Raw genomic sequence first — 25,905 nt, 5'->3', positions numbered from 1 at the left:
CGGACGATGATATGCAAAAAGCGCCGCAAGCCCGAATGCACGGGACCTGCGGCGCCGAAGCGTTACACGCGCTTACGCGGTTGCGGTGTTTTCCTCAACAACGCCTGCTGCCTCAGCCTGCTCGAGGACCTCGGAAGCAACACCCTGGCCGTCAGCCGGGATGATGTTGACGATGCGACGCTTGCGCTTGATGCCGAACTGCACGGAGCCGGAGGCCAGTGCGAACAGCGTGTCGTCGCCACCACGGCCGACGTTGTCGCCCGGGTGGAACTTGGTGCCGCGCTGGCGGACGATGATCTCGCCGGCCTTGACCTGCTGGCCACCGAAGCGCTTCACGCCGAGGCGCTTCGACTCAGAGTCACGACCGTTCGAGGAGCTGGATGCACCCTTCTTGGTTGCCATAGTTCAATCTCTCCTAGTTGGTTACTTGATGCCAGTGATCTTGACGGTGGTCAGCGGCTGGCGGTGACCCTGACGGACCTTGTAGCCGGTCTTGTTCTTGTACTTCAGAATCTTGACCTTCTTGCCCTTGCCCTGCTCAACGATCTCCGCGGAGACCTTTGCCTTGGACAGAGCGTCGGCACCGGAGGTGACGTTTGCGCCATCAACGAGAAGGACCGGGGTGAGTTCGACCTTGTCGCCTGCTTCACCCTCAAGCTTCTCGACCTTGACGAGGTCGCCTTCGGCAACCTTGTACTGCTTGCCGCCGGTCTTGACGATCGCGTACATAGAGGGTTACCCCTTATCTCTACTCGCCCAACCTCGGCATGCAACGAGGTCGGAATGGAACAACTTAAGCGTTTTAGGGCCTAACGTGGCCAGCCGTGCCCGCATGCAAAGGCAACGAGGCGGCACGCCCCAAAACAGCGACTGCCAAAGACTACACCGCCCCTACGCGTTACTCCAAACCGCGCCCGCCACCACGTCGGGTAGCACGGCGGCGGCCGCGTCGTGCAGCAGGCGCTTGTCGACGAGTCTCCTTCTTCACCGGCTTGTCCTCCGGATCCGCTGCGACGTGCTGACGCACCGGCGCAGAGGTTGCCGACTTGCGGACAACACGACGGCGACCACGACGGTTCGTCTTCGTCGTCACCTGCACGGTTGCCCCTGCTTCTGCGCTCCTCGATTTACGAGACGCACTGCGCTTCGGGGTCTTTTCTTCCTGCTGTACCTGCTGTTCCTGCTGCGCTTGCGACTCCTGCTCGAAGTCTTCCCGGCGCGGCCTGTGATCGGATCGGGAGTTGCCGCGCGTGCGACGCTTGCGGCGCGGCGAGGCCTCGAACTCCTCAACCGCTTCCTCGTACGTCTGGGTCGGCTTCTCTGGCTGCGCCGGCTTGTCGGACCGCTCGCCGCGCTCCGGGGTGGTGTCGCTGTCACGCTGCCCATCACGCTGCTCAGTGCGCTGCTCACCACGCTGCGGGGCGTCGGAGCGGCCGCGGCCACGGCTGCCGCCACGGCGGCCACGACGGCGGGTCTGGCGCGGCTTCTCTTCGCCAGCCGACTCTTCAGTCGGCTCCTCAGCGGAGCCGTTTACAGATTTGTCAGAGGAGAAGATGGAGTCGAGCAGTTCGTCCATGTGGTCGTCGTCAAGCGGCTGCTTCTGCTGCGGCTTGCGCTGAGGCTGCTTCGACTCGCGCGACTTGCGAGCAGGGCGGTCGGGCTTCCTCTCCTCGGCCTCGACGGGGTCCTCGGTGAGCACAACACCGCGGCCATCACAGCACTCGCACGGCTTGGAGAACGTCTCCAGCAGGCCGGTGCCCAGGCGTTTGCGAGTCAACTGCACCAGGCCCAGCGAGGTCACCTCAGAGACCTGGTGGCGGGTGCGGTCGCGGCCCAGCGCCTCGTTGAGACGGCGCAGCACGAGGTCCTGGTTTTCCGGCAGGATCATGTCGATGAAGTCGATGATGATCATGCCGCCAATGTCACGCAGACGAATCTGACGCACGATCTCCTCAGCCGCCTCGAGGTTGTTCGAGGTGACCGTCTCCTCCAGCGAGCCACCAGAGCCGGTGAACTTGCCGGTGTTGACGTCGATCACCGTCATCGCCTCAGTGCGGTCAATGACCAACGTGCCGCCCGACGGCAGCCACACGGTGCGCGACAGTGCCTTGGAGATCTGTTCGTCGACACGGTATTCCTCGAACGCGTCCTTGCCCTCGTGGGCACCCCGGTCGAACTTCTCCAACCGATCCAGCAGATCCGGCGCAACCGACTGCACGTACGCGTGCACGGTGTTCCAGGGCTTCCGGCCATCCACAATCAGGGAGGTGAAGTCCTCGTTGAACAGGTCGCGCACAACCTTGACCAGCAGGTTCGGCTCTTCGTAGAGGGTCACCGGCTTGGCACCCTTGGAGTTTTTCTCCTCCTCGGCACGTTTTTGGATCGAGGTCCACTGGTTGTGCAGACGGTTCACGTCCGCAGCAATCGCTTCCTCGCTGACGCCCTCTGCGGCGGTGCGGATGATGGCACCGCCCTTGCCCGGCACCACGTCCGCAAGGATCTGCTTGAGACGCTTGCGCTCCGGGGTGGGCAGCTTGCGGGAAATACCAGCGCTGCGCCCGCCCGGGACGTAGACCAGGTAGCGGCCTGCCAGCGAGATCTGGGTGCTCAACCGCGCACCTTTGTGCCCGATCGGGTCCTTGGTTACCTGCACCAGTACTTGGTCGCCGGACTTCAGCGCTTGCTCGATGCGGCGCGAACGCCCACCGAGGCCGGCAGACTTCCAATCCACCTCGCTGGCGTAGAGCACACCGTTGCGGCCCTGCCCGATGTCGATGAAGGCAGCTTCCATACTCGGCAGCACGTTTTGCACACGCCCCAGGTAGATGCTGCCAATCATCGAGGCCTGCGCATCGGAGGTAACAAAGTGCTCGACGAGCATGCCGTCTTCAAGCACACCAACCTGCGTGATCCGCCCCTGCCCGTCGTGGCGCTCCCGTTCACGCACGACCATGTGGCGCTCGACCGATTCGCGGCGCGCCAAGAACTCCGCCTGGCTCACAATGCGGGAGCGCTTGCGGTGTTCCTCGCGGCGCTCCGAGCGACGACGGCGCTGCGCCTCCAGACGAGACGACCCCTTGATCGCCACAGGCTCGTCGATCTCGCTGTGCGTATCGACGACACCCTCACCCGAATCCTCTACCTGGCCATCTTCGAGTGGCTCGTCTACCTGCTGCTTCTGTGAGGCGGTGTCCTCGGCCGGCTTCGCCTTGCGGGTGGCGCGGCGGCGTTCCGAACGCGTCGGTGCCTTAAACAGCGGCGCGTGGGTCGCGGGGATGCGATCCTCTTCCGGATCCTCCTGCGGCGCCGGGGTGATCTCGGGCTCGATATCGGTGAGCGGTTCCTCGGCCGGTTCCTCCGCTGGTTCTTCGGCAGGCTCCTCGGCCGGTTCTTCAGCCGTCTGCAGTTCCGCCTCGACCTTTTCTTCGATCTGGTGGATCTCGTTTTCCACGTCCTTGCGCACGCGGTTACGGATCTTCTCATCCGCCTCTTTATCGCGCTCAGGGTCGGATGTGGTGCTGGCACCTGCCGCCAAGGCGTCGAGAAGCATGTCTGCTTCCGCCTTGGTCAGCGTGGACTGCGCAACCTTCACCAGACCTAAGTCTGCGAGTGCGACAACCAAGTCCTTCGATGGGACATCAAGCATTTTCGCCAGGTTGAACACCCTGGTCTTTTCCGACAGCGCCGAGCGGTCAAAATCGGCGAAACGGTTTGATTTATTTTTAGCCAAAGCGGCACGCTCCAGTGTTCCTGCCGTGGCCAACCGTCATGTCCGGGCGCCGGCAAGACTACCGAGCAGCCGCGCGGAACATCGTGTGCCACGGGTATGCAAAAGTTTCTCAGCTCCGAGTCATCCTTGCTCGTCGCCTGAGACTCATTCTTGCACAACTTTCGTGCCACAGATACGCGACGCTACTGCTCGGCGACACGCAGGAGATCAATCACCGCAGAAACCGGGGCGTCGCGGTGGTTTTCGGTCACCGCAGCACCGACGGCTACCTGGACAACACGGGTGGAGTTCAGACCGTCCACACCATGCTGTTCCATCATTTTGGTGACCATGCCCTTGAGCTCCTCAAGACCAGCGGAGGAAAACGCCTGCACTTCGCCCGGCTCGCGTTCGGAATCAACGAAAGCATAGACCGTCTGGCGTACGCGCTCTGCTTGTGCGCACGAGATGACATTGACAACCGCTTCAGCGAACTGCACAGGGTCCTTCAGGTCGACGCTGCCCCCCATGATCTCGTGGAACACCTTACGGCGGGACTCAAAAAGCTGATCCAGGCATGTGACCACGAGCTTTTCGCGCGTGGAATAGTAGTAACCGATCGACCCGACCGGCACTTTTGCTTCGGCGGCCACCTGCCGGTGGGTCACGCCGCGGAGCCCCTCGTTGAGCAGCAATTCAGTTGCTGCGTGAAGAATTGCTGCGCGCTTTTCAATCGCGCGCGCCTGCTCGGACCGTGATGACGTTGCCATCTACCCTCCATCGCATCGTGTAGACATGCGATTTCTTTAAATCCAATAAAAGCCGTAGAAAATCATAGAGTTTCGCTTCGTAGAAACGAAAACGGCACCTGCGCCCCTCACACGGGGCACGGTGCCGGGAAGCGGACTTACCGCTTAGAGGTTCGGGAACCAGATAGCGATCTCGCGCTCAGCGGACTCCGGAGAGTCAGAGCCGTGCACGACGTTCTCACCAACGGTCAGGGCGAAGTCGCCGCGAATGGTGCCAGGGGTTGCCTTGGACACCGGGTCAGTGCCGCCAGCGAGCTGACGCCACGCCTCGATGGCGCGCTCGCCCTCGACGATGCCAGCCACCAGCGGAGCGGAGGTGATGAAGTCGACCAGATCGCCGAAGAACGGCTTGTCCTTGTGCTCTGCGTAGTGCTTCTCAGCGGTCTCGCGGTCAGCGGTGCGCAGGTCGAGCTCGACGAGCTTCAGGCCCTTGCGCTCGATGCGGGAAATGATTTCGCCGACGTGGCCGTTTGCCACGCCGTCCGGCTTGATCAGGATCAGAGTACGTTCAGTCATGGCTCGCAATCTTACCCAACCCGACACGTGTTGCACGTCTTGGCTATGCCGTAGTCTTGCCCCCATGTGTCACCGCAGCCCACTTCCGGATATTGATCTACCGGGGACAACCCTGTTCGCGTCTGTCTTTGCGGCGGATGAAGAGGCGCTGCCGGATACCCCCGCAATTACGGAGATCGACACTGGCCGCACAGTCACGTACCCGCAGTTGCGTGCGTTGGCGCTCGGCACTGCGGCCTCGCTCGCCGCGCGCGGCGTGGGCCCGGGCAGCGTCGTCGAGCTGCGCATGCCGAACTCCATCAACTTCGCCGCGGGCCTCCTCGGCGCATCCGCGACTGGCGCACGTGTGTGCGTCATTGGGCATTCGCTTATCGACGACGAAGCGAACCACCTCGCAACCCTCGCCCACACCACCGACCGCGTCACCGCCGAGGACATCCGCCCCGGCGAGTTCGAACCCGTCGGAAGCGCTGACGACGTTGCGGTGATTCCGTTTTCCTCCGGCACCACAGGCCTGCCGAAAGGCGTGGAGCTAACCCACGTCGCGATCACCGCCAACGCCGCCCAGTTCAACGCAGCACTGGCTGCAAGCGGAATCGTCCGGGGCGGTGGCGTGATCGCCCCCCTGCCGTTTTCACACATCTATGGGCTCAACACACTGCTGTTGTCGTCGCTGACCGCACGCCGACACGTCACCACCGCGGCCCGCTTCAACCTTGCAGAGTTCACCGCTGCCCACCGCGGCCACGCAATCGATGTGTCCTACATCGCTCCCCCGCTTGCACTCGCGTTGTCCAACCACCCCACCCCTGAAGATTTCGCCACCACCCGTTTTTTGGTGTGCGGCGCGGCATCGCTGGATACGAACCTGGCGCGCAAAGTCGAGCGCCACATCGGCGTTGAAATCCTCCAAGGCTACGGCACGACCGAATCCGCACCCGTGACCCACGTCGGCATCTCCGGCAAGTCCGATCCGGGCACGATCGGGTTCGCCATCCCCAACACCGAGTTCCGCCTCAGCCAGGACAACGAACTCCTCGTGCGCGGGCCTCAACTCATGCGTGGCTACTTGGACAACCCGGCTGCCACCGCAAACGCCATCCGGGACGGTTGGCTGCACACCGGCGACATCGCCCGGATCAACGAGGATGAAACGGTCACCATCATCGACCGCGCCAAGGACGTGTTCAAGTACCACGGGTTCCAAATCGCCCCCGCAGAACTCGAAGCGCTCCTGCTCACCCACCCGGACATCGACGACGTGGCCGTCACAGGCCACCGCCGAACGGTAGACGGGGTGGTTGAGGAGGTGCCACGGGCGTTCGTCGTCACGCAACAAGCGCTGAGCGACAACGCCATCATGGCTTGGGTCGCCAAGCGCGTCACCCCCTACAAAAAAGTGCGCATGGTCACTTTCGTCGATGCGATCCCCCGAAGCGCAGCAGGCAAAATCCTGCGGCGCGAACTTACGTCCCCAGGTGCTGAGTAACCAGGTAACCGTGACGCATGCGCTGAATCATCTCCGAGCGCATTTGAATGATGAAGTACCACACGATGCCGAAGATCACGCCCACAGCGGTCACCGACCAGTGGATGAAAAAGCCAAAAATTAGTGGAACCTGCAACGCCAGGTCGATCCACAGGGCGCCGGGCTTGCGCTGAAACGCAGCCATCACCACGTGCGCCAGACCAACAACGGTGATGTAGACCCAGTTAAACGTGGTCCAGTGCTCGCCCTCATCTACCTTAAGGATCACCGTGAGGATGAGCAGGATCGTGATCGCTTCCATGATCAACGTGCCGGACAGAACACCGGTAAGCCCAGCCATCGGATCCTTCACCGGAGCGTGACCGGGCCCAAGTGGGCCCATTTCCTGCTGCGTCTGCTTTCTCGCCATGGTGGTAATCGTAGCCAGACCTAGCTGGCATCCATAACCTGCGCCCGGCGCGGCGCCGCTGCAAGGTAGACAATGAACGGCAGCGCGAGAACGAACAACCCCACGGTGCCAATCGTCGCTCGAGGACCTTCCGGGATGACCTGCAGCACGGTAAACAGCCACGCGAGCGCCGACAAAATGTACACGTTCAGGGTTTTGCGCAGCAGGTGGTTGACGTCGCGGTCTACCTTCACCGACTCGTTAATGCTCGGCACACCAAGTTGTCCGCGCAGTTTCGACGGAATACCAATGACCGCATCGAGTGGCTCGATGACGCTGATGTGAGAGTTCTGGCGGAAACGGGCGTCGTCGACAATCGCCATCGCACGCGCCGCAATCGTCCGGTCGCCGTAGCGCAGCCGCACAATATCCGAATCCTCGATGCCCAACGACTGCATCGAATCCGCGGTGAGGCGCACCACTGCGCGGGACTCGTCCATGTCGTTCGGTCGAGCGACCCGCATTACGTAGGTTCGCGAACCGAGGAGTTTCCTCGCGGTCCAGTACCACGACCTGCGCAGCGGGTTCTTGCGCGCCGTGGAGCGTTCGTTGTCCCCGAACACCGACGTGCCCTCCCCTTCGATCATCGGCACGACCATGATGTCGAAGAATTTCGCCGCGCGAAGGGCCCTATTGATTTGGATGCGGTCCGGGTAGGCGAGATCGTCGCTCCGCTCGCGCGGCCAAACACCCCTGTCCTTGTAGTGGGTGTCAATGAGCGCGTGGTGCTCTGGCGGGATAGCGTCGCGATGCGCCTTTGTGATGTCCATCGGCGGGTGCAGACGCAACAGGATGCGCTGATAACGAGAAATCTTGATGGTGCCGTCGGAGTATTCGCCTTCTGGGAACGTCTCGATCTCGTCGCGGGTGACAACGAACGAGCACCTGGTAAACGGGCATACCACCCGGTAGTGCTCCGCTTCCGGCAGCCGGGCGCGGACTGACTCGCTGATCACGATCGAACTATCGCCCGCCTTGTCCGCGCGCTGTTTCACGTTGGTGGAAAACACCTCCGCGTGCACAGGCTGAACCGACGCGACACCGTCAGGCACGGCACGGAGGATGCGTGCGGTTGCAGATGCCTCCTCGCCCGCACCACCCTTGATCAACTGCACCGCGGTGGTGCCGTCCAACAGCGCCGGGTGGAAATCGCTGAGCCCCTCCCAGCCCGGCCAGTCGCGGCCGATGACCAGTGAGTTCACCGGGTAGGTTGCCACACTGGCTTTCTTCCCGCTGAGCCGCACCTCACGGGCCGGCAGGTACATCTCGGTCATAGCTGCTCCAGATATTCAACGACTGCTGCTGCGACGTCGATTCCGGTGGTCTCCGTAAGGGACGCAAACTGGGCGTTCGAGTTCACCTCGCCTACCAGGGGTTCTTGCGCGTCGAGGAAGTCCACCGAGCCGACATCCAGCCCAAGCGCTGTCATCGCGGCGCGCGCAACGTCGACGTATTCGGCCGGGGGATCCCAGGCTTCCGCACGCCCACCACCTGTGATGTTGGCGCGGAAATCTCCACCTTGGCCAAAGCGCCGCATCGCTGCGACGGGTGTGTCGCCCACCATGTAGATCCGCGCGTCGCGGCCGTGCGAGCCAGCGACGTACTCCTCCACAATCACCGGTGAGGGGTACGCCTCACGCAGCACGTCGATGAGCTCGTCGCGGCTTTTTACAAGAAACACCCCGCTGCCCCACGACCCGACGGCATGTTTCGCCACCGCCGGAAACCCCAGGGAGTGTTCGACGGCGGCGAGAAACTCGCTGTTCGCCCATTCCTCCGCCTCGAGGTTGCGGTACACCAGCGGCGCGGTGATCGTTTTCGGGTGCGCGATCCCCGCCCGAGTCAGCGCCGCATGCGTGTACGCCTTGTTGTCGCACAGCGCAATGCTTTGCGACGAATTCACGCACCTGACCCCGAACGCCTCCAACTGCGCAACCGCGGCGACATCCTTATCCATGATGAAGGCCACCTCGGGAAGGTCCTCCAAATGAGTAACTGCGTAGTCGGTGGTCACACGCTCAATCTGGCCGTGTGATGCCCCGATGATCTGGTCGAACTGCCACTCAAACTTGTCCCAGTGCAGCCATCGGTTGGTCACCAGCCAGGTCGGTTTCACGCCAATTCCTCCGCAAAGCGCTGCACGATGCGCGTCAACGCAGCGAGCATGTGTTCGCGCGGCCCCTCGTCGAGCGCAGCACTGTTCATCTCCACCTGCACGTACGGAATGTTGGTACGCGCCGCGACGTCGGAGGACACGCGGTGAAGTCCCATTGCGGGAAAGATTTCGTCGACAAGCACGGGCACCCCGCACGCGTTGAACTCGGCGACCACAATGTCGCGCACCCGCCAATCGTCGTGGATGTTGCGCCCGCGACCGGTTCCCAGGATTACCTGATCGGGCCGGTCCGGGTTCATCTGGTGCAAGTCGATGCCCGCAACGATCCCACGCTGCTCGACCTCGCGCACCGCGACGTCCCGGAACGGACTGTGCTCGTCCGAGTTCGGATCCGCCTTATCCGCGTCGGTCTTGATCAACGCTGTAGCACCTGCGTGCTCGTGGAGTTGCTCCGCGAGCCAACGGGTCGCGGGCTCCGCAAGCTTGATCTTGCCGTCGCGCTGCTGCTCAACGGCGTGCGGCGCCGTAACAATCACAGGCGCCGTGCCAGGCAACAGCAGGTGCGCGGTCACTGCACACCCCGCGACGAACGCAGGTAGGTGCGCGCCTGACCTGCGGTGGCAACGGAGCCGGTGATGAGCACACCGACGCCTTCGGGGCCTTCCTCCTCGGCCAACTCGATGGCGAGTTCGATCGCCGAGGGCAGGTTGTCGTCGACACGCACACGCTCATCGCCGAAGACCTCGTAGGCGATCTCCGCCAACTCGTAAGCGTCCATCGCGCGCGGGTCGGTGTTCTGGGTGATCACCACATCCGCGAGCACCGGCTCGAGCGCTGCCAGCATCGCGCGAGCATCCTTGTCCGCGAAGATGGACACCACGCCGATAACGGACTGGTAGTTGAAGTCGCGCTGCATCGCTTCGGCGAGCGTGGCCGCACCGTGGGGGTTGTGGGCGGCGTCGATGAGCACCACCGGATCACCCAGCACTCGCTCCACGCGCGCAGGCACCTTCACCTCCGCGAAGCCCTGGCGCACCGAATCCATATCCAACGGGTGCTCGCGGGACACGCCGAAGAAACTCTCCACCGCAGCCAGCGCCACCGAAGCGTTCTCTGCCTGGTGTGCGCCGGAAAGCGGCAAGAAAATGTCGTCGTAGACTCCGCCAAGGCCCTGCAGCGACAGTTGCTGGCCGCCGACGGCGACGGAGGAGTCGTCGATAGTAAAGTCGTGGCCCTGTCGCGCCACCGCAGCGCCGGTTTCCACCGCGCGCTCCAGGATGACCTGCATCGCCTCCGGCTCCTGCTCAGCAACGATGGCGATGTTTTCCGCCGGTCCGTAGCCGTCGCGCTCCCGGGCCTTGATAATGCCTGCCTTGTGCGTGGCGATCTCCTCGATCGTCTCGCCGAGGAAACGCTGGTGGTCGATACCGATCGGGGTGATGACGGACACGTCCGCCTCCACCACGTTCGTCGCATCCCAGGTGCCGCCCATGCCGACCTCGACGATCGCAACATCCACGGGTGCGTCCGCAAACGCCGCGTACGCAATGCCGACAAGCAGCTCGAAACGGCTCATCTCCGCCTCGCCGCGCTCGCGGAAGTGCGCGTCCACCATGTCCACGTACGGCTCAATGTCGCGCCAGACATCCACGAAACGGGTCTGGGAAATTTCCTCCCCGTCGATGAGGATGCACTCGGTGACACGCTCCAACTCAGGCGAGGTGAACAACCCCGTGCGACGGTTCAGCGCGCGAAGGATCGACTCCGCCATACGCGCCGTCGACGTCTTGCCGTTCGTGCCCGCCACGTGAATGACGTTGAAGGACTGCTGGGGCGTGCCCAGCAGATCCATCAGCATCGCAATGCGATCCAGCGACGGGTTCGGGTCGTTCGCCGCCGCACGCGCATCCAACTTGGCAACCACCGTGTCAAAGTCCGGGTGGTCCCCCTCCGGCGCCAAGCTGGGCGCGGGCTCGTCGCTGTCCGCATCGGCGGCATCCGCGCCACTTTCGGCCGACATGTCGGCCAGGTTGAGCGTGATGCCGTGATCGGTCATCTCCAGGTGGCCGAAGTCGGTGTCACGGCCGGATTCGAGGTCGGCGATGTCGATGCCCTCGAGGGCGTCGTCGCCAAGCTGTGCTCGAAGTGCCTCGTACGCTGCCCGCGCTTCCGGGTCGAACGACTTATCCGCCATTACTTCAGCGCCTCAAGACGAGCCGTGACGCGCTCAAACTCTTCCTGTGCGACCTTCTGACGCGCCTTGATCTTCTCGACGACCTGCGCCGGCGCATTAGCCAAGAACTGCTCATTGGCGAGCTGCCCGCCAGTGGTGTCGAGCTCCTTCTGCGCCGCCGCAAGCTCCTTTTCCAGGCGCTTGCGCTCCGCAGCGACATCGACGGTGTCGGAAGTATCCAACGCGACGTCCAGGTTGACCTTGCTCAGGCGCATCTCAATGCTTGCCGAGGCCTCAAAGTCATCCTCCGGCGCCGTCACCTTCGCAATCTGGCGCACCATTGCCTCCTGGCCCACCAGATCAGCCGAAGCGAAGTCCAGGCGAGCCGGCACCTTCTGCGACGGCTTCACACCCTGATCAGAGCGGAAACGACGCAGCTCGGTGATCAGCTTGATCGAATCTTCGATGCGACGGCGAGCGTCCTCGTCAGTCGCGGCACCACCGTTGGTGTCCTCTGCGGTCGGCCACGGCGCGAGCGTCACCGTCTCGCCGCCAGTCAGCGCCTTCCACAGCACCTCGGTGATAAACGGCATCGTCGGGTGCAGCAGACGCAGCACAACGTCGATCACACGGCCAAGCACAACCTTGGTGTTCTCGCCACGGTCCTTCTCTTCCGACGAGGCGTCAGCCTCGTCCCGCGGGATCTGGGTCTTGGCGATCTCCAGGTACCAGTCACACAGCTCATCCCACGCGAAGTGGTAGAGCGCCTCGTTAGCCTTGGCAAACTGGTAATCGTCCAGGTAGGCGTCCACCTTGGCGCGGACTTCCTCGGCGCGATCCAGGATCCAACGGTCAGCGTCGGTTAGCACCTCGCGTGCAGGCAACGCGTCCACGCGCGCGCCGTTCATGAGCGCGAACTTGGTAGCGTTAAACAGCTTGGTGGCAAAGTTGCGGGCGGCGGTTGCGTGGTCGTCGCCAATCGGCAGGTCCACACCCGGGTTCGCACCACGAGCCAGGGCGAAGCGCAGCGCATCTGCACCGTACTGCTTCACCCAATCCATCGGGTCGATGCCGTTGCCCAAGGACTTCGACATCTTGCGGCCCTTCTCGTCGCGCACCAGGCCGTGCAGGTACAGGTGCTCGAACGGGATCTGCGGGCGGCCATCCTTGCCTTCGCCCAGGATCTCCGGGGTGGTCTGGCCTGCGAAGGTGCCGAACATCATCATGCGGGCAACCCAGAAGAACAAGATGTCGTAGGCGGTAACCAACACGGTGGTTGGGAAGAACTTCTCCAGATCCGGAGTCTTGTCCGGCCAACCCATCGTGGAAAACGGCCACAGCGCCGACGAGAACCAGGTATCCAAAACGTCCGGATCCTGCTCGTAGCCAGCCGGCGGCTGCTCGTCCGGGCCGACGCAGACCACGTCGCGCTCGCCGTTGTCGTCCTCCGGGCCGTACCAGATCGGGATGCGGTGGCCCCACCACAACTGGCGCGAAATGGTCCAGTCGTGCATGTTGTCCACCCAGTCGAAGTAGCGCTTCTCCATCGACTCCGGGTGAAGCTTGGTGTCGCCTTCGCGCACGGCATCGCCGGACATCTTGGCCAGCTCGTCGACCTTGACAAACCATTGCAGGGACAGGCGCGGCTCGATCGGCTCACCGGAACGCTCCGAGTGGCCCACGGAGTGGACGTACGGGCGCACTTCCTTGACAATGCGGCCCTGCTCAGCCAGCGTCTCGCGCACGGCGACGCGGGCTTCTTCGCGGCTCATGCCGTCAAACTTGGTGCCGGTATCAGCGATGCGGCCCTTTTCGTCCATGATGATCGGCATCTCAAGGTCGTGGCGCAGACCCATCTCGTAGTCGTTCGGGTCGTGCGCCGGGGTGATCTTCACCGCACCGGTGCCGAGTTCCATGTCCACGTAGTCGTCGGCAATGACCTTGACCTGCATGCCTTCGCGCAGTGGGTGCTCGAAGACTTCGCCGATGAGGTGGGAGTAGCGCTCGTCGTCAGGGTGAACGGCGATGGCGACGTCGCCCAGCATCGTCTCCACACGCGTCGTGGCAACGATCAGGTGCGGTTGGTCGTCGTCAAGCGAGCCGTAGCGAATGGAGACGAACTCGCCCTCGACATCCTTGTACACGACCTCAATGTCGGACACAGCAGTCTCCAGCACCGGCGACCAGTTGACCAGGCGGTAATCGCGGTAGACCAGGCCGCGGTCGTAGAGCTGCTTAAAGATGGTCTGGACGGCGCGCGACAGGCCCTCGTCCAGCGTGAAGCGCTCGCGGGACCAGTCGACGGAATCGCCGATCGCACGCATCTGCGAGGTGATCGTGCCACCGTACTGTTCCTTCCACTCCCACACCCGGTCAATGAACTCTTCACGGCCGTAGTCGTAGCGGTCCTTGCCTTCTTCGGCCTTGAGCTTCGCCTCGACCTTGGTCTGGGTGGCGATGCCTGCGTGGTCCATGCCCGGCAGCCACAGCACCTCGTAGCCCTGCATGCGCTTGCGGCGCACCAGGGAGTCCATCAGCGTGTGGTCGAGCGCATGGCCCATGTGCAGCTGACCCGTCACGTTCGGCGGCGGCAGCACGATGGAGTACGCAGGCTTGTCAGAGTGGGCGTCGGCAGTGAAATAGCCTGCCTTGACCCAGCCTTCGTAGAGGTCGCGTTCGTGGTCGCTGGGCTCCCACGACGTCGGCAGCGCGTCAGTGCGGTTCAGATTTTTGTCAGTCACGCGACCTATCTTAACGAGCTACCTAGAACAGCTTGTCGGCGATCGCCGCCTCGTCCTTCAAGGCGGTGATGTTGGCGTCGATACGAGCCCGCTGATCGTCGCTGAGCTCCAGCTTTTCGACGACCTCCCACGCACCGTTTTCACCCGTCACCGGGAAGCCGAACACAAGCCCTTCGTCCACGCCGTACTGGCCCGTCGACGGCAACGCAGCCGTCGTCCACTTGCCAGCCGTGCCCTGTACCCAGTCGCGCATGTGATCCACCGACGCCGACGCTGCAGACGCCGCCGAGGACTTACCGCGCACCTCGATGATCTCCGCGCCGCGCTTGGCCACGCGCGGGATGAACTCGTCGGTATACCAGGCGCGATCCACCTCAACCGGGTTGCCGTCCACCGTGGCGTAGGTGATGTCCGGGAACTGCGTATCCGAGTGGTTACCCCACACTGTCAGGTGCTCAATGGCAGTCGAGGACACCCCGAGCTGCTGCGAGAGCATCGACAGCGCACGGTTGTGGTCCAAACGCATCAGCGCGTTGAAGCGATCCGCTGGCACATCCGGCGCCGCCTTGTTCGCAATGTAGGCATTCGTGTTCGCCGGGTTGCCGACCACCAGCACGCGGACGTCATCCGCAGCACCGTTGTTGATCGCCTGCCCCTGTCCGATGAAAATCTTGCCGTTTGCAGCCAGCATGTCCGCGCGCGACTCGCCCTTGCCGCGCGGCTTCGCCCCCACCAGGAACGCCGCCTGCGCACCGTCGAATGCCTTGTTTGCGTCGTCGGTCACCGTGATCTTGTTCAGAAGCGGCAGCGCCGAGTCGTTGAGCTCCATTGCCGTGCCCTCAGCCGCACGCACCGCCTCCGGGATCTCCAGCAGCGTCAGGTTCACCGGACGATCGGGGCCGAAGACGTCGCCTGCTGCCACGCGCCACAGCAACGAGTACGCAATGTTGCCTGCTGCGCCGGTAACAACGACGTTTGCGGGGGTCTGGGACATGATGAGGCCTCCTCTTTCTGTTTCTGTTTCCCCTTCAACCTACCCCCACAGGGGGCAACATTGGCCGGTACTGCGCCACTGATCTGCCAAGTGGTGCACGATGAGAGGAAGCAAAGAAGCGTATCGACGACCCCACCACACCGAACCACACCGAACCACACCGAAAGGGAGCCCACGGACATGGCCGACACCGCCGCACCCGAGACTGCCACCTCCCCTTCCCCCGGTGCTGTCGTCGATGCCGCGATTGTCGCGTTTGCCCACAACGGTTACGACGACGTCAAACTCAACGCGCTTGCACGCACCACGGGCATGAGCAAGCGCATGATCCACTACCACTTTGGTAACAAGCGCGGCTTGTACCTCGCAGCGCTCAAGGTGGCAAGTGCTCGCATCACCCCGCCTCAGGACATCGCCACCCGCTCCTACGCCGCCCCCGTCGAGGGGATGCGCCGCTACATCGACGCCCTCTACCACGCGTTTTTGGACCACCCCGACGGTGTGCGCCTCGTCCTGCGTGAAAACCTCGACCCCGTCGCCGCCGAAGAAGACGCCGCAGCGCTTGTCAGCGAGAACGAAGTACTCCTCCACGTTGAACGTCTGTTGCTCGCAGGCCAAGACGCGGGAGCATTCCGCCCCGGTATCTCCGCTGTCGATCTGCTCACGCTGGTCGCATCGCTGTGTTTCTTCCGCGTGGGCAACAGCCTGACCGCACTGAGCGTCAGCGACGTGGACTTTGCAAGCCGCCGCAACGTCGACGGCATGCGCCGCATGGTCATCGACACCGTGCTGACGTTCCTCACGTCCAACATCCCCTACTCCGGCTACGAGTCCTACCTCGAACCCACCCCCACTGCGGAAGAAGAAACCGCCGACGTCTACAGCGACGACGGCGGCCTAGTCTAAGCGAACTGCGTTACGCGGAGCGCTGCTTTTCTTCTTCAATGAACTTCGGTTCGCCCTCCCCGCGAGCGGCTGCCTCATCCAGCACAACCTCAGCGACGCCGTCACGGTCCGGCAACTCGTACATCACCGGAACGAGCAGTTCCTCCATGATCGCACGCAGGCCACGAGCACCGGTCTTGCGCTCCGCCGCCTTGTCCGCGATCACACCGAGCGCCTCGTCGGTCACCGTCAGTTCCGCGCCGTCCATCGCGAACAGGCGCTTGTACTGCTTCACCAACGAGTTCTTCGGCTCCGTAAGCACGCGCTTCATCGAGTCGCGATCCAGATCATCGACGTGCGCGATGATCGGCAAACGGCCAATGAACTCGGGGATCAGGCCGAACTTCACCAGATCGCCCGGCTGCACCTGCGCCATCATGTTCGCCTCGTCGCGCTCCGACTTCGAATCGATCTCCGCCCCGAAGCCGATACCCTTCTTGCCCACGCGCTCCGCGATCACCTTGTCCAGGCCAGCGAACGCGCCGGCCACGATGAACAGGATGTTCGACGTGTCCATCTGGATGAACTCCTGGTTTGGGTGCTTACGTCCACCCTGTGGTGGCACGGACGCAACCGTGCCCTCCAGGATCTTCAGCAGCGCCTGCTGCACGCCCTCACCCGAAACGTCGCGGGTAATCGACGGGTTTTCGGACTTGCGGGAAATCTTGTCCACCTCGTCGACGTAAATGATGCCGTGCTGCGCACGATTCACATCGAAGTCTGCCGCCTGCAGTAACTTCAGCAGAATGTTCTCCACGTCCTCGCCGACATAGCCAGCCTCGGTCAGGCTGGTGGCATCCGCGATCGCAAACGGCACATTCAACATGCGCGCCAGCGTCTGCGCGAGATAGGTCTTGCCAGAACCCGTCGGGCCAAGCAGCAAGATGTTGGACTTGGAAATCTCCACTTCCTCGTCCTTCGCACGGGCCGAAAGGTTCGACTCCTCCGCCTTAATGCGCTTGTAGTGGTTGTACACAGCCACAGCAAGCGTGCGCTTGGCCGCATCCTGGCCGATCACATACTCGTCCAGAAACGCAGTGATCTCCGAAGGGCGCGGCAAACGCTCTCCTGATTCCTCCTGGCGTTCTGCGCCGGCGAGCTCCTCTTCGATGATCTCGTTGCACAGCTCGATGCATTCGTCGCAAATGTAGACGCCTCCGCCCGCAATCAGTTTGCGGACCTGCTGCTGGCTTTTGCCGCAGAAAGAGCACTTCAGAAGGCTAGCGCTGTCATGCGTAGTGGCCATATGCGCGTATCTACTCCCGTTCCCTCGCCGAAATCTTCCCCAAGTCTAGTGGGTGCTGAACCCCACACCCTACAACGCACGACGACACATCCCTGTTCCCGTCCCACGCACCCAAAACGCAGTGGGACTAAACTAAGCGCATTGTCCTCGGAACGATCAGCTAGCCTAGACACATTCTTTGATGTGTCTGAAAGGAAATCCGTACCCGTGAAACGCAGCCGCGCACTTGCCACCATCGCCGCAGCGCTCATCGCCGTCCCGGCGCTTTCCGCCTGCGGCGGCTCGGACGACGAGGCACGCATTGCTGAACCGGTGCTGGATTTCCCCCAAACCAGCACAACAGCCACCCCAACCCCGACGACCACCACCTCCGAGGAAGACGACGAGACCACAACCTCCTCGTCCACAACCACGAAGAGCTCCTCGAGCTCCTCGTCGAAGACGTCCACCACGACGAAGTCGTCCACCAAGTCCAGCAGCAGTCGCCGCAGCTCGAGCGGATCCGGCAACTCCGGCGGTTCCGCACGCGAGCCAGAGGTCGCTCCCGCACCGGACGAGCCGGGGGCAGCCTGCGCATGGCCCGCACAAGGCTCGCAGGGCGCCAGCGACGAATACAGCACCTTCTGCGACCGTGAATGGGCCCGCACCGTCACACCAGACGGTCAGGACTACTACTGGGTCGCACGGGGCAACGGTTGGGCGTCTGTAGACCCACAAAACACCGCAGACGGCGTGTGCTGGTCGCGCGGCGACTTCGAGGGCGCACCAGAAGCCATCCGTAACGCAGTGAAGTTCTGCGACGACGCAGCGCCGACCTCCGCCGACGTCGTGGAAACCCCAACCGAACAGTAGGTGGTTGTGGTGCGACGCCGGTGAGGGTGTCGTCGTAAAGCTAAAAAGCGCCCTTACGGGCGCCTTTCTTTTTAGCCGTTGAGCTTGCGGTAGTCGAAGACCTGGTCGATGATCCCGTACTCCACGGCTTCCTCAGCGGTGAGGATCTTGTCGCGGTCGGTATCAATACGAACCTGCTCTGGCGTACGGCCCGTGTGGTGCGACAGCGTGTTCTCCATGAGACGACGCATACGGTCGATCTCAGCCGCCTGGATCTCCAGGTCCGACACCTGACCCTGGGTGCCCTGGGTAGCCGGCTGGTGGATCAGCACACGCGAGTTCGGCAGCGCCGCACGCTTACCCGGCGCACCGGCAGCCAGGATGACTGCGGCGGCGGATGCAGCCTGGCCGAGGCACACCGTCTGCACGTCGGGGCGCACGTACTGCATCGTGTCGTAAATCGCCATCAACGCGGTAAACGAACCACCCGGGGAGTTGATGTACATCGTGATGTCACGGTCCGGATCCTGGGACTCCAGGACCAGCAGCTGGGCCATGATGTCGTTCGCCGACGTGTCATCAACCTGGGTGCCAAGGAACACAATGCGCTCCTCAAACAGCTTGCCGTACGGATCAATCTGCTTCGTGCCGAAGCTGGTCTCCTCCAGGAACTGCGGCAGCACGTAGCGGGAGCTGGGCATTTGGAAAGTCATAGTAAAAGTCTCCTCTTCTCGTTGCTTGCCTTAGTCGCCAATCGCGTGCTCGCCAGCCATGGCGGCATTCTCGATGACGTGGTCCACGATGCCGTATTCCTTGGCCTCCATCGCGGTAAACCAACGGTCACGGTCCGAATCCTTCGTGATCTGTTCGAAGGTCTGGCCGGTGTGCTCTGCGATAAGTTCAGCCATCTCACGCTTCGTCGCGGCAAACTGCTCAGCCTGGATCGCAATATCAGCAGCAGTGCCGCCAACACCTGCGGAAGGCTGGTGCATCATGATGCGTGCGTGCGGCAGCGCGTAACGCTTGCCCTTCGTGCCGCCAGACAGCAGGAACTGGCCCATGGAAGCAGCCAGACCCATGCCGTAGGTAGCGATGTCGCACGGGGAGTACTTCATCGTGTCGTAAATCGCCATACCTGCGGTCACCGAACCGCCCGGCGAGTTGATGTAAAGACTGATGTCGCGCGTCGGATCCTCAGCCGACAGCAGCAGAATCTGGGCGCAAAGCTTGTTGGCAATCTCATCATCCACCTGCTGACCCAGGAAAATAATGCGCTCCCGCAGGAGGCGCTCGTACACCGAGTCTCCCAGGTTCATACCTTGAGTCGGGGAAGTCATAACAGATGCTCCTTCGCTAGTTTGTCGTGTAACGCCACCACCCTACTCGCGCACGGGAGGTAGCTAAACCTTGTTCGCTACCGGCGTACGGGCAACTCTTATCGACGACCCCACGCCCACAACAAAAACGGCCGGGAGCGAACACACGCTCCCGGCCACTCAAAGATTAACGGAGTTTACTGCTCCTCAGCAGCCTCGTCCTCTTCCTCGATCTCACCGAAGTAATCGTTCGGGTCAACCTTGTTGCCAGCCTCATCCTTCACCGAGGTGCGAGAGATAGCGGCGGCGAGGGCCTTGCCGCGACGCACGTCGGAGAACAGGTTCGCGATCTGGCCGGACTGCTGCAGCTGAGCCACGAACTGGTTCGGGTCCATGCCGTAGGACTGTGCGGTGAACAGGATGTGGTCGGTGAGCTCCTGCTGGGAAACCTCCGGCTGCTCTTCCTCTGCAACAGCGTCGAGGAACAGCTGGGTGCGCACGGACTCTTCAGCCTGCTTGCGGGACTCCTTGTCAAACTCTTCGCGGGTCGTGCCCTGAGCCTCAAGCAGCTGCGCCAGTGCGTTCTCGTCGTGAGCCATCTGGCCGAGCAGCTGGTGAAGCTGGTTGTGCACCTGCTCGTCGACGATCGACTCCGGCAGCGCGAACTCAACCTGGGCGAGGGCAGCCTTGAGGACCTCGTCGCGAATGTCAGCAGCCTGCTTCGCCTTCGCGTTCTCCTCAACCTGCTCGCGGGTGGACTCACGCAGCTCGTCGACGGTGTCGAACTCGGACGCCATCTGGACGAACTCGTCGTCAAGATCCGGAAGCTTGCGCTCCTTGGTCTGCTGGACGTGGACCTTGACGGTCGCCTTCTTGCCCTTGTTCTCGCCGTACTGGATCTCGGTTTCGAACTCGTTGTCCTCGCCGGTCTTCATGCCACGCAGAGCGGTGTCCAGACCCTTCATCAGGTCGTCGGCGCCGACGCGGTAGGTCAGGCCCTCAGCGGAAGCGTCGTCGAGCTTCTCGCCGTCGATAGAAGCCTCAAGGTCGATGACCGCAAAGTCGTCGGTCTTCATCTTGCGCTTGGTGTCCTTGAGCTCACCGAAACGCTCGCGCAGGGAGTCGAGCTCGGCGTCAACAGCCTCGTCGTCAACCTTGAGCTCCGGAACAGTGACCTCAATCTTGGAGAAGTCCGGCACCTCAATCTCCGGACGAACGTCGATCTCAGCGGTGAACTCGACAACGTCGTTGTCCTCGATCTTGGTGACCTCAATCTCCGGCTGGCCCAGCGGGTTCAGGTCGTTCTCTGCCAGAGCCTGCTCGTAGCGGGTCGGCAGCATGTCGTTGACAACCTGCTCCAGGATCGGACCGCGGCCGAAACGAGCGTCGATCAGCTGGCGCGGAGCCTTGCCTCGACGGAAGCCCGGAATGTTGACCTGCTGGGAGATCGCCTTGTATGCCTGGTCGATCTCCTGGCCAAGCTCGTCGAACGGCACGCTGACGTTGAGCTTAACGCGGGTGTCGCTGAGCTTTTCGACGTTAGTCTTCACGGGTTTCTCCTGTACTTGTTTCCATCAACGAGTTTCAGTGCTTATAAGTGGCGGGCCCGTACAAAACGGGCCCGCCTTTGTCGGGGCGACAGGATTTGAACCTGCGACCCCCTGCTCCCAAAGCAGGTGCGCTACCAAACTGCGCCACGCCCCGTAGGCGGCAAAACCGCCACGGTATGAACCGAATCAGTAACCACTCAAGCGGTTCAGGTTGATCATTGTAGCGGGCGTTTATTCCAGGGTCACATCGGGGCATAAGAAAACCGGTTCTGCATGCAGAACCGGTGGTCAAACGTGGAGGGAATGACGGGAATCGAACCCGCGTCTTCAGCTTGGAAGGCTGAGGTATTAGCCACTATACGACATTCCCATGCGTAGAAACGCTGCCTTAACGGCTGCCCGGAACTTTAGCGCAGGTTCACCCGTTGAACCAAACAACAACGAATTTTAGGAGAAGCCATGCTCGGTCTGTTGCTCATCGTTTTCGCCATTGGCGCGTTGATCATGCTGCCCACGATGGGTGGCGGGGGTCGTCGTCAAGTGCAATCGCGCCAGCAGGCACAGATTTCTTTCGACGACGCCTACGCCGACGCCAAGCGATGGACCGACCGCCTCGGCTCGCAGGTGCTGAACCTCTCCGGCAACGACGCCGCCTCCACCCAGGCCATGGCCGACGCCTCCGAGCGCTTCAACGCAGCAAGCGCAGGTCTTGCCGACGCCCGCACGCCAAAGCAGGCCATGCTCGCCCGCGAATCCGCGCTCGAGGGCCTGCACTACGTCAACGCCGCGCGCGAAATCATGGGGCTTCCCGCCGGTCCTGCGCTGCCAGAGTTGGAAGGCCAGCGCCAGGCAGGCCGCGTGACTGAACAGCGCAGCGTGCGCCAAGAAGACGGCACCGTTGTTACCGCATCGCCCGTAGCCACCGAGGCGACCCCGCACTACTACCCCGGCGGAGCCGTCGCAGGCCGCCCCGTTCCTGCTGGCTGGTATTCCACCGCCTGGTGGGCCCCAGCAATGATGACGGGCATGTGGGCTGCGTCGTCGATGATGTTCTACTCCACCATGTTCGCCGGCATGTCCGGCGCTGCCGCACCCGAAGCGTTTGAGGCTGGCGGTCTCGGCGACGCTGCTGGCGCCGAAGGCATGGGCGACATGGGAGATATGGGTGACATGGGTGACATGGGCGGTGGCGATTTCGGCGGAGACATGGGTGACTTCGGCGGCGGCTTCGACTTCGGAGGATTCGACTTTTAGGCGTGCGCTAGACTGCGCACGATTGCCTACCCCCTACCTATAAGGAGTGGCCGTGCGTATTGCCGTGCTGCTGAAAGAGGTGCCGGACACCTACAGCGACCGCGAAATGAACCTGGAGACCGGTCTGACCGACCGCTCCGGCGACGTTGTTGCCGACGAAGTTGGAGAACGCGCCGTCGAAGCAGCGCTACGCATCGCGGAAGCACTTAACGACGACACCGTGGTCGAAATCCTCAGCGTCGGCCCCGAAACGTCTGCCGACTCGATCCGCCGCGGCATCGCCATGGGCGCCACCGAGGCCTACATCGTTTCCGACGACGCCTTGACCGGCGCAGACGTCACCCTCACCGCCGAGGTGCTTGCGGCGTTGATTCGCAAGAACGGTTACGACCTCGTCGTCACGGGCAACATGTCCTCCGACGGTGGCACCGGCGTCGTCGCCCCCATGATCGCCGAACACCTGAACTGGCCCGCGCTGACCAACTTGACGGAACTGACCGTAGATGGAGCAAACGTCACCGCCACGCAGGCCTCCGACGGGGCGGTCGTCGAACTGCGCGCCGACCTTCCAGCCGTCGTCGCTGTTGCCGACGAGTTCGCCGACCCCCGCTACCCCAACTTCAAGGGGCTCATGGCGGCGAAGAAGAAGGAACTCAACACGCTCACGCTCGCCGATCTGGACATCGACGCGGAAGATTTCACCCACCCGCGCGCCATCATGGTCGCCATTGACAAGCGCCCGGCCCGCGAGCGCGGCGAAATCATCGACGCCAACTCCACCGCCGCCGCGAAACTCGTCGACTTCCTCGAATCCAAAAACCTCATCTAAGGAGCACCAATGACTGAAATTCTCGTTGTCCCGGACCGCTCCCACGACGGCAGCCTCGACCCCCACGCCGCCGAACTCATCGGCGCCGCCTCCGCGATCGGCACCCCCGTCGTTCTTATTGACGACCGCACCCACGCCGACGCCCTCAGCACCCTCGGCGCGGCCACGGTGCTGGTTTCCGACGCCCCACTTGTCGACGCCACCACCACCGCCCTCACCACCCTCAACCCCGCCGCCGTGTTGTTTTCCCACACCGTGCGCGGGCGCGAAACCGCCGGCCGTGTAGCCGTGCGCGCAGGCAAGGCGCTGTTGACCGACGCGGTGGCGGTTCGTCGAGACGCAGAAGGCATCGTCACCGACCACCAGAACTTCGGCGGCGCCTACACCGCAACCGCCGCCGCCACCCACTCGGCGCCGGTGATCACCGTGCGCCCCGGTGCCGTGGAAACCCGCGCCGCTGCCGTCGCAACGCCTGAGGTGCGCGACCTCGACGTCGAGCACTCCGGCGCACGTACCGCCGAGGTGGTCTCCGTCACGCCGGTCGAGCGCACCTCCACCCGCCCCGACCTGCTCACCGCAGACAAGGTCGTCGCCGGTGGCGTCTCGCTCGGCGACGCCGACATGTTCGAAGAACTCGTCGGCGGGCTCGCGGACACCCTCGGCGCCGCCGTCGGCGCCACCCGCTCCGCCGTCGACGAAGACCAAGTCGCCTACGAAGCCCAAATCGGCCAAACCGGCGTGCTGGTCAGCCCGAAGCTCTACATCGGCATCGGCATCTCCGGCGCCGTCCAACACCTGGTGGGCATGCAAACCGCCGACACCATCGTCGCCATCAACAATGACGAGGATGCCCCCATCTTCGACATCGCCGACTTCGGCATCATCGGCGACCTCTTCGACGTCGTCCCACAGATCATCTCCGAGATCGAGGCTCGTAAGTAATGCCCCAACTCCGACGCGGCCTGCCCCGTGTTCCCGGCGGCGAACCATGGCCCCCGCTAATCGACGACCCCACCACCCCGACCACCTGCGCACCCGCTGAGCCTGTCGCGGCGCCTGCCACTGTGTCTGCTTCCTCGCCGACCACCGGTTTGCGCCAGGGCCTACCTCGTACCCCGGGTGGTGAACCCTGGCCACCGGCCACCGCCGTCGCTGCCTTCGCAGGCGCTGCGGGCGCTGCTGCGGCTCCGTCCACAGCGACACCGAGCGAGCCTGGCGCTGCTGCGACTAGCACGGCTGACGCAGCTGATCAGGCCACAGCTCCAGCTGCAACCCCCGCAAACACCGTCGAAGTTCCCCTGCGCCGTGGTCTCCCCCGCGTCGCAGGCGGCGAAGCCTGGCCACCCGCCGGTACTGTCCACGTGCCCGCACCAGCCGAGCCCGAGGTCGCACCGGCACCGGAACCGGAACCTGCAGCCGAAGCAGCCCCCGCTGCTGCAACAACCGCCGACGCCACGCCCACGCCCACGCCCGAGCCCGACCCGGCTCCGGCAGCGCCGGCGCCGGTGGAGGTGCCGGGGCGTGAGGTCGTCGATAAGCGATGGCTCATTCCATCCCTCGTACTGGTCATCGCAGCATTCGTCGGCGCACGCTGGTTCATCGGCACCGACACCGGCGCAGACTTCGTCGCACGTTACGACGGAATGCAGCCACTACCCGACAACGCACCCGTCGGCTTCCCCGCCTGGCTCAACTGGGCCCACTTCTTCAACATGTTCCTCATGGCGCTCATCATCAAGACTGGTCTCGACGTGCGCAGAGAGAAGCGGCCGGCGGGCTACTGGACGTCGAAACGCAACGGCAAAAAGATTTCCTTGACCCAATGGCTGCACCAAACCCTCGACATCGCATGGGTCGCACTCGGCGTAGTGTTCTACATCCTGCTGTTTGCCACCGGCCAATGGGTCCGCATCGTGCCAACCAGCATCGACGTCATCCCCAACGCCATCTCCGCAGGACTGCAATACCTCGCACTCGACTGGCCCGACGAACACGGCTGGGTCCACTACAACGCGCTGCAAGAACTCGCGTACTTCACCACCGTATTCATCGCCTCCCCACTCGCGATCGCATCCGGCTTCCGCATGAGCTCCATGTGGCCGAAAACGTGGAACGGGGTGCCCGTCGCGTGGGCACGCGCCGTGCACTTCCCCACCATGATCTACTTCCTCATCTTCATGGTCATCCACGTCTTCCTCGTTGCGACGACCGGCCTACGCGCCAACCTCAACGCCATGTTCGCCGCCCAAGACTCCACCTCCTGGACCGGCACGCTCGTGTTCCTCGGCGCCGTAGCCGTCACCGCGCTCGGATGGTTCCTCGCCCGCGGATCCTTCGCCGCACCGCTCGCGAAACTGACCGGCAAAGTGACCAAACGCTAAAAGTCAAGACCCAACAAAATCTGTGGATAACTTTCCGGCATGAGTCGGTGGGTTATCCACAGATTTTTTGTTGGGCCTTGTCGGTTGTTAGGCGGTTGCTTAGCGTTCATGCCATGGCATTTGTAGACCTTCTCGGCTTCCGGCTTACGGACATCGCCGACTTCGACCGCGACACAGCCCTTGCTGCCGGGCTGAACCCGTCGCGCATCCGAGAATGGTCACGCGTACACGACGTCTACTACGGGGCAACGAAATTCACGCGGAAACAATCCGACGCACGCCACATGGCAGCAGACACACCCTTGGATCAGTTGTGTTTGATTGAACGCAAACTCGCCATTGTCGACGACGCCGCGAAGCGTTGGCGGTTGCGCTTTACCTTGTTGCAGTTCGATGGCCGCTTCGATGCGCTGTCGCGCTATGCCGATCGGGTTATTGATGCGAAGAAACCCGCACCTGAAAAGCAAGTGCGTTTCTCTAAGGCGCGTGAGGGGATGGCAACGCTGCACTTGACGCATTCGGCGCGCAACATTGCCGATATTGAGCACACGCTGCGTG

General features: G+C 63.0%; 23 protein-coding genes, 2 tRNA genes and 1 pseudogene. 8 read left to right on the top strand and 18 right to left on the bottom strand.

The genetic code is table 11. The features are described 5' to 3' along the window. Window positions 1–72: 72 nt before the first annotated feature. The 5 genes from rpmA to ndk all read right to left on the bottom strand — a co-directional run bounded on the left by rpmA (window position 73) and on the right by ndk (window position 5,034). Window positions 73–402 carry a 50S ribosomal protein L27 gene (gene rpmA, locus HMPREF3048_RS10140; protein ID WP_070421309.1) on the bottom strand — a complete coding sequence of 110 codons (330 nt, stop codon included), beginning with the start codon at window positions 400–402 and terminating at the stop codon, window positions 73–75. A 21-nt stretch (window positions 403–423) separates the two neighbouring features. After that, entirely contained in the window at window positions 424–729 is a 306-nt protein-coding gene (rplU, locus tag HMPREF3048_RS10135) for a 50S ribosomal protein L21 (RefSeq protein ID WP_070421308.1), read from the bottom strand. Window positions 730–898: 169 nt separating this feature from the next. After that, window positions 899–3,730, bottom strand: coding sequence for a translation initiation factor IF-2 N-terminal domain-containing protein (locus HMPREF3048_RS10130; protein WP_083316866.1), 2,832 nt, complete (start codon window positions 3,728–3,730; stop codon window positions 899–901). A gap of 182 nt (window positions 3,731–3,912) precedes the next feature. Further along, window positions 3,913–4,479, bottom strand: coding sequence for a TetR/AcrR family transcriptional regulator (locus tag HMPREF3048_RS10125; RefSeq protein WP_070421307.1), 567 nt, complete (start codon window positions 4,477–4,479; stop codon window positions 3,913–3,915). 144 nt (window positions 4,480–4,623) lie between these two features. After that, window positions 4,624–5,034 carry a nucleoside-diphosphate kinase gene (gene ndk / locus HMPREF3048_RS10120; RefSeq protein ID WP_070421306.1) on the bottom strand — a complete coding sequence of 137 codons (411 nt, stop codon included), beginning with the start codon at window positions 5,032–5,034 and terminating at the stop codon, window positions 4,624–4,626. 64 nt (window positions 5,035–5,098) lie between these two features. On the opposite strand from ndk, the gene HMPREF3048_RS10115 reads away from it, so the two are divergent. Beyond that, a complete protein-coding gene (locus HMPREF3048_RS10115) occupies window positions 5,099–6,523 on the top strand; it encodes an AMP-binding protein (protein ID WP_070772066.1) in 1,425 nt (474 codons plus the stop codon). Here HMPREF3048_RS10115 and HMPREF3048_RS10110 read toward each other — a convergent pair. From HMPREF3048_RS10110 to HMPREF3048_RS10080, 7 genes are read right to left on the bottom strand one after another with little or no spacing between them, the layout of a single operon-like run. Further along, window positions 6,501–6,932: a DUF4233 domain-containing protein gene (locus tag HMPREF3048_RS10110; RefSeq protein ID WP_070421304.1), complete on the bottom strand. Its 432-nt coding sequence runs from the start codon at window positions 6,930–6,932 to the stop codon at window positions 6,501–6,503. The genes HMPREF3048_RS10115 and HMPREF3048_RS10110 overlap by 23 nt on opposite strands. Before the next feature lie 20 nt (window positions 6,933–6,952). Beyond that, window positions 6,953–8,245, bottom strand: coding sequence for a hypothetical protein (locus HMPREF3048_RS10105; RefSeq protein ID WP_070772064.1), 1,293 nt, complete (start codon window positions 8,243–8,245; stop codon window positions 6,953–6,955). Next, a complete protein-coding gene (locus HMPREF3048_RS10100; protein WP_070772062.1) occupies window positions 8,242–9,087 on the bottom strand; it encodes an ATP-grasp domain-containing protein in 846 nt (281 codons plus the stop codon). The genes HMPREF3048_RS10105 and HMPREF3048_RS10100 overlap by 4 nt, the downstream gene beginning before the upstream one ends. Further along, the gene (locus HMPREF3048_RS10095; RefSeq protein ID WP_070421301.1) at window positions 9,084–9,659 is read right to left on the bottom strand and encodes a hypothetical protein; all 576 of its coding nucleotides are present in this window, start codon (window positions 9,657–9,659) and stop codon (window positions 9,084–9,086) included. The genes HMPREF3048_RS10100 and HMPREF3048_RS10095 overlap by 4 nt, the downstream gene beginning before the upstream one ends. Further along, window positions 9,656–11,281 (bottom strand): bifunctional folylpolyglutamate synthase/dihydrofolate synthase, encoded by a 1,626-nt coding sequence (locus tag HMPREF3048_RS10090; protein ID WP_070772059.1) that lies wholly within the window; start codon window positions 11,279–11,281, stop codon window positions 9,656–9,658. The genes HMPREF3048_RS10095 and HMPREF3048_RS10090 overlap by 4 nt, the downstream gene beginning before the upstream one ends. Next, entirely contained in the window at window positions 11,281–14,001 is a 2,721-nt protein-coding gene (locus HMPREF3048_RS10085; RefSeq protein WP_070772057.1) for a valine--tRNA ligase, read from the bottom strand. The genes HMPREF3048_RS10090 and HMPREF3048_RS10085 overlap by 1 nt, the downstream gene beginning before the upstream one ends. A 22-nt stretch (window positions 14,002–14,023) precedes the next feature. Further along, window positions 14,024–14,995, bottom strand: a complete 972-nt coding sequence (locus HMPREF3048_RS10080) for a malate dehydrogenase (protein ID WP_070421298.1) — start codon at window positions 14,993–14,995, stop codon at window positions 14,024–14,026. 180 nt (window positions 14,996–15,175) lie between these two features. Here HMPREF3048_RS10080 and HMPREF3048_RS10075 point away from each other — a divergent pair, with 180 nt between their 5' ends. Then, a complete protein-coding gene (locus HMPREF3048_RS10075; protein WP_070453686.1) occupies window positions 15,176–15,901 on the top strand; it encodes a TetR/AcrR family transcriptional regulator in 726 nt (241 codons plus the stop codon). 10 nt (window positions 15,902–15,911) lie between these two features. Here the strand turns inward: HMPREF3048_RS10075 and clpX are convergent, their stop codons facing one another. Then, window positions 15,912–17,186, bottom strand: a complete 1,275-nt coding sequence (clpX, locus tag HMPREF3048_RS10070; RefSeq protein ID WP_070772056.1) for an ATP-dependent Clp protease ATP-binding subunit ClpX — start codon at window positions 17,184–17,186, stop codon at window positions 15,912–15,914. 207 nt (window positions 17,187–17,393) lie between these two features. On the opposite strand from clpX, the gene HMPREF3048_RS10065 reads away from it, so the two are divergent. Continuing rightward, window positions 17,394–18,038: a hypothetical protein gene (locus tag HMPREF3048_RS10065; protein ID WP_070421295.1), complete on the top strand. Its 645-nt coding sequence runs from the start codon at window positions 17,394–17,396 to the stop codon at window positions 18,036–18,038. Between the two features lie 71 nt (window positions 18,039–18,109). Here HMPREF3048_RS10065 and HMPREF3048_RS10060 read toward each other — a convergent pair whose 3' ends face one another. The 5 genes from HMPREF3048_RS10060 to HMPREF3048_RS10040 all read right to left on the bottom strand — a co-directional run bounded on the left by HMPREF3048_RS10060 (window position 18,110) and on the right by HMPREF3048_RS10040 (window position 21,253). Then, window positions 18,110–18,730, bottom strand: coding sequence for an ATP-dependent Clp protease proteolytic subunit (locus tag HMPREF3048_RS10060; protein WP_070421294.1), 621 nt, complete (start codon window positions 18,728–18,730; stop codon window positions 18,110–18,112). A 30-nt stretch (window positions 18,731–18,760) separates the two neighbouring features. Continuing rightward, the gene (locus HMPREF3048_RS10055) at window positions 18,761–19,354 is read right to left on the bottom strand and encodes an ATP-dependent Clp protease proteolytic subunit (RefSeq protein ID WP_070421293.1); all 594 of its coding nucleotides are present in this window, start codon (window positions 19,352–19,354) and stop codon (window positions 18,761–18,763) included. A 176-nt stretch (window positions 19,355–19,530) separates the two neighbouring features. Next, complete coding sequence (tig, locus tag HMPREF3048_RS10050) at window positions 19,531–20,883, bottom strand: trigger factor (RefSeq protein ID WP_070614056.1); 1,353 nt, start codon at window positions 20,881–20,883, stop codon at window positions 19,531–19,533. 80 nt (window positions 20,884–20,963) lie between these two features. After that, window positions 20,964–21,037: transfer RNA gene (locus tag HMPREF3048_RS10045), tRNA-Pro, on the bottom strand. 141 nt (window positions 21,038–21,178) lie between these two features. After that, window positions 21,179–21,253: transfer RNA gene (locus HMPREF3048_RS10040), tRNA-Gly, on the bottom strand. A gap of 89 nt (window positions 21,254–21,342) precedes the next feature. Between HMPREF3048_RS10040 and HMPREF3048_RS10035 the strand changes: the two genes are divergently transcribed. From HMPREF3048_RS10035 to HMPREF3048_RS12345, 5 genes and pseudogenes are all read left to right on the top strand, one after another. After that, the gene (locus HMPREF3048_RS10035; protein WP_070772054.1) at window positions 21,343–22,137 is read left to right on the top strand and encodes a hypothetical protein; all 795 of its coding nucleotides are present in this window, start codon (window positions 21,343–21,345) and stop codon (window positions 22,135–22,137) included. Window positions 22,138–22,189: 52 nt separating this feature from the next. Further along, a complete protein-coding gene (locus tag HMPREF3048_RS10030; RefSeq protein ID WP_070772173.1) occupies window positions 22,190–22,966 on the top strand; it encodes an electron transfer flavoprotein subunit beta/FixA family protein in 777 nt (258 codons plus the stop codon). A 9-nt stretch (window positions 22,967–22,975) separates the two neighbouring features. Continuing rightward, window positions 22,976–23,908, top strand: a complete 933-nt coding sequence (locus tag HMPREF3048_RS10025; RefSeq protein ID WP_070772052.1) for an electron transfer flavoprotein subunit alpha/FixB family protein — start codon at window positions 22,976–22,978, stop codon at window positions 23,906–23,908. Continuing rightward, complete coding sequence (locus HMPREF3048_RS10020) at window positions 23,908–25,347, top strand: cytochrome b/b6 domain-containing protein (protein ID WP_083316865.1); 1,440 nt, start codon at window positions 23,908–23,910, stop codon at window positions 25,345–25,347. The genes HMPREF3048_RS10025 and HMPREF3048_RS10020 overlap by 1 nt, the downstream gene beginning before the upstream one ends. A 113-nt stretch (window positions 25,348–25,460) precedes the next feature. Beyond that, a pseudogene (locus HMPREF3048_RS12345) lies at window positions 25,461–25,905 on the top strand (hypothetical protein); the annotation flags it as partial.

The organism is Corynebacterium sp. HMSC075D04, from assembly GCF_001815635.1.
Lineage (GTDB): Bacteria > Actinomycetota > Actinomycetes > Mycobacteriales > Mycobacteriaceae > Corynebacterium > Corynebacterium coyleae.
The sequence above is the reverse complement of the archived record's forward strand: the minus strand, read 5'-3'. Positions and strand labels throughout refer to the sequence as shown.

Coding starts and splice junctions, on each gene's coding strand:
- rpmA (WP_070421309.1), bottom strand. CDS start 402: ATGGCAACCAAGAAGGGTGCATCCAGCTCCTCGAACGGTCGTGACTCT.
- rplU (WP_070421308.1), bottom strand. CDS start 729: ATGTACGCGATCGTCAAGACCGGCGGCAAGCAGTACAAGGTTGCCGAA.
- HMPREF3048_RS10125 (WP_070421307.1), bottom strand. CDS start 4,479: ATGGCAACGTCATCACGGTCCGAGCAGGCGCGCGCGATTGAAAAGCGC.
- ndk (WP_070421306.1), bottom strand. CDS start 5,034: ATGACTGAACGTACTCTGATCCTGATCAAGCCGGACGGCGTGGCAAAC.
- HMPREF3048_RS10115 (WP_070772066.1), top strand. CDS start 5,099: ATGTGTCACCGCAGCCCACTTCCGGATATTGATCTACCGGGGACAACC.
- HMPREF3048_RS10110 (WP_070421304.1), bottom strand. CDS start 6,932: ATGGCGAGAAAGCAGACGCAGCAGGAAATGGGCCCACTTGGGCCCGGT.
- HMPREF3048_RS10105 (WP_070772064.1), bottom strand. CDS start 8,245: ATGACCGAGATGTACCTGCCGGCCCGTGAGGTGCGGCTCAGCGGGAAG.
- HMPREF3048_RS10090 (WP_070772059.1), bottom strand. CDS start 11,281: ATGGCGGATAAGTCGTTCGACCCGGAAGCGCGGGCAGCGTACGAGGCA.
- HMPREF3048_RS10080 (WP_070421298.1), bottom strand. CDS start 14,995: ATGTCCCAGACCCCCGCAAACGTCGTTGTTACCGGCGCAGCAGGCAAC.
- HMPREF3048_RS10075 (WP_070453686.1), top strand. CDS start 15,176: ATGGCCGACACCGCCGCACCCGAGACTGCCACCTCCCCTTCCCCCGGT.
- clpX (WP_070772056.1), bottom strand. CDS start 17,186: ATGGCCACTACGCATGACAGCGCTAGCCTTCTGAAGTGCTCTTTCTGC.
- HMPREF3048_RS10060 (WP_070421294.1), bottom strand. CDS start 18,730: ATGACTTTCCAAATGCCCAGCTCCCGCTACGTGCTGCCGCAGTTCCTG.
- HMPREF3048_RS10055 (WP_070421293.1), bottom strand. CDS start 19,354: ATGACTTCCCCGACTCAAGGTATGAACCTGGGAGACTCGGTGTACGAG.
- HMPREF3048_RS10035 (WP_070772054.1), top strand. CDS start 21,343: ATGCTCGGTCTGTTGCTCATCGTTTTCGCCATTGGCGCGTTGATCATG.
- HMPREF3048_RS10025 (WP_070772052.1), top strand. CDS start 22,976: ATGACTGAAATTCTCGTTGTCCCGGACCGCTCCCACGACGGCAGCCTC.
- HMPREF3048_RS10020 (WP_083316865.1), top strand. CDS start 23,908: ATGCCCCAACTCCGACGCGGCCTGCCCCGTGTTCCCGGCGGCGAACCA.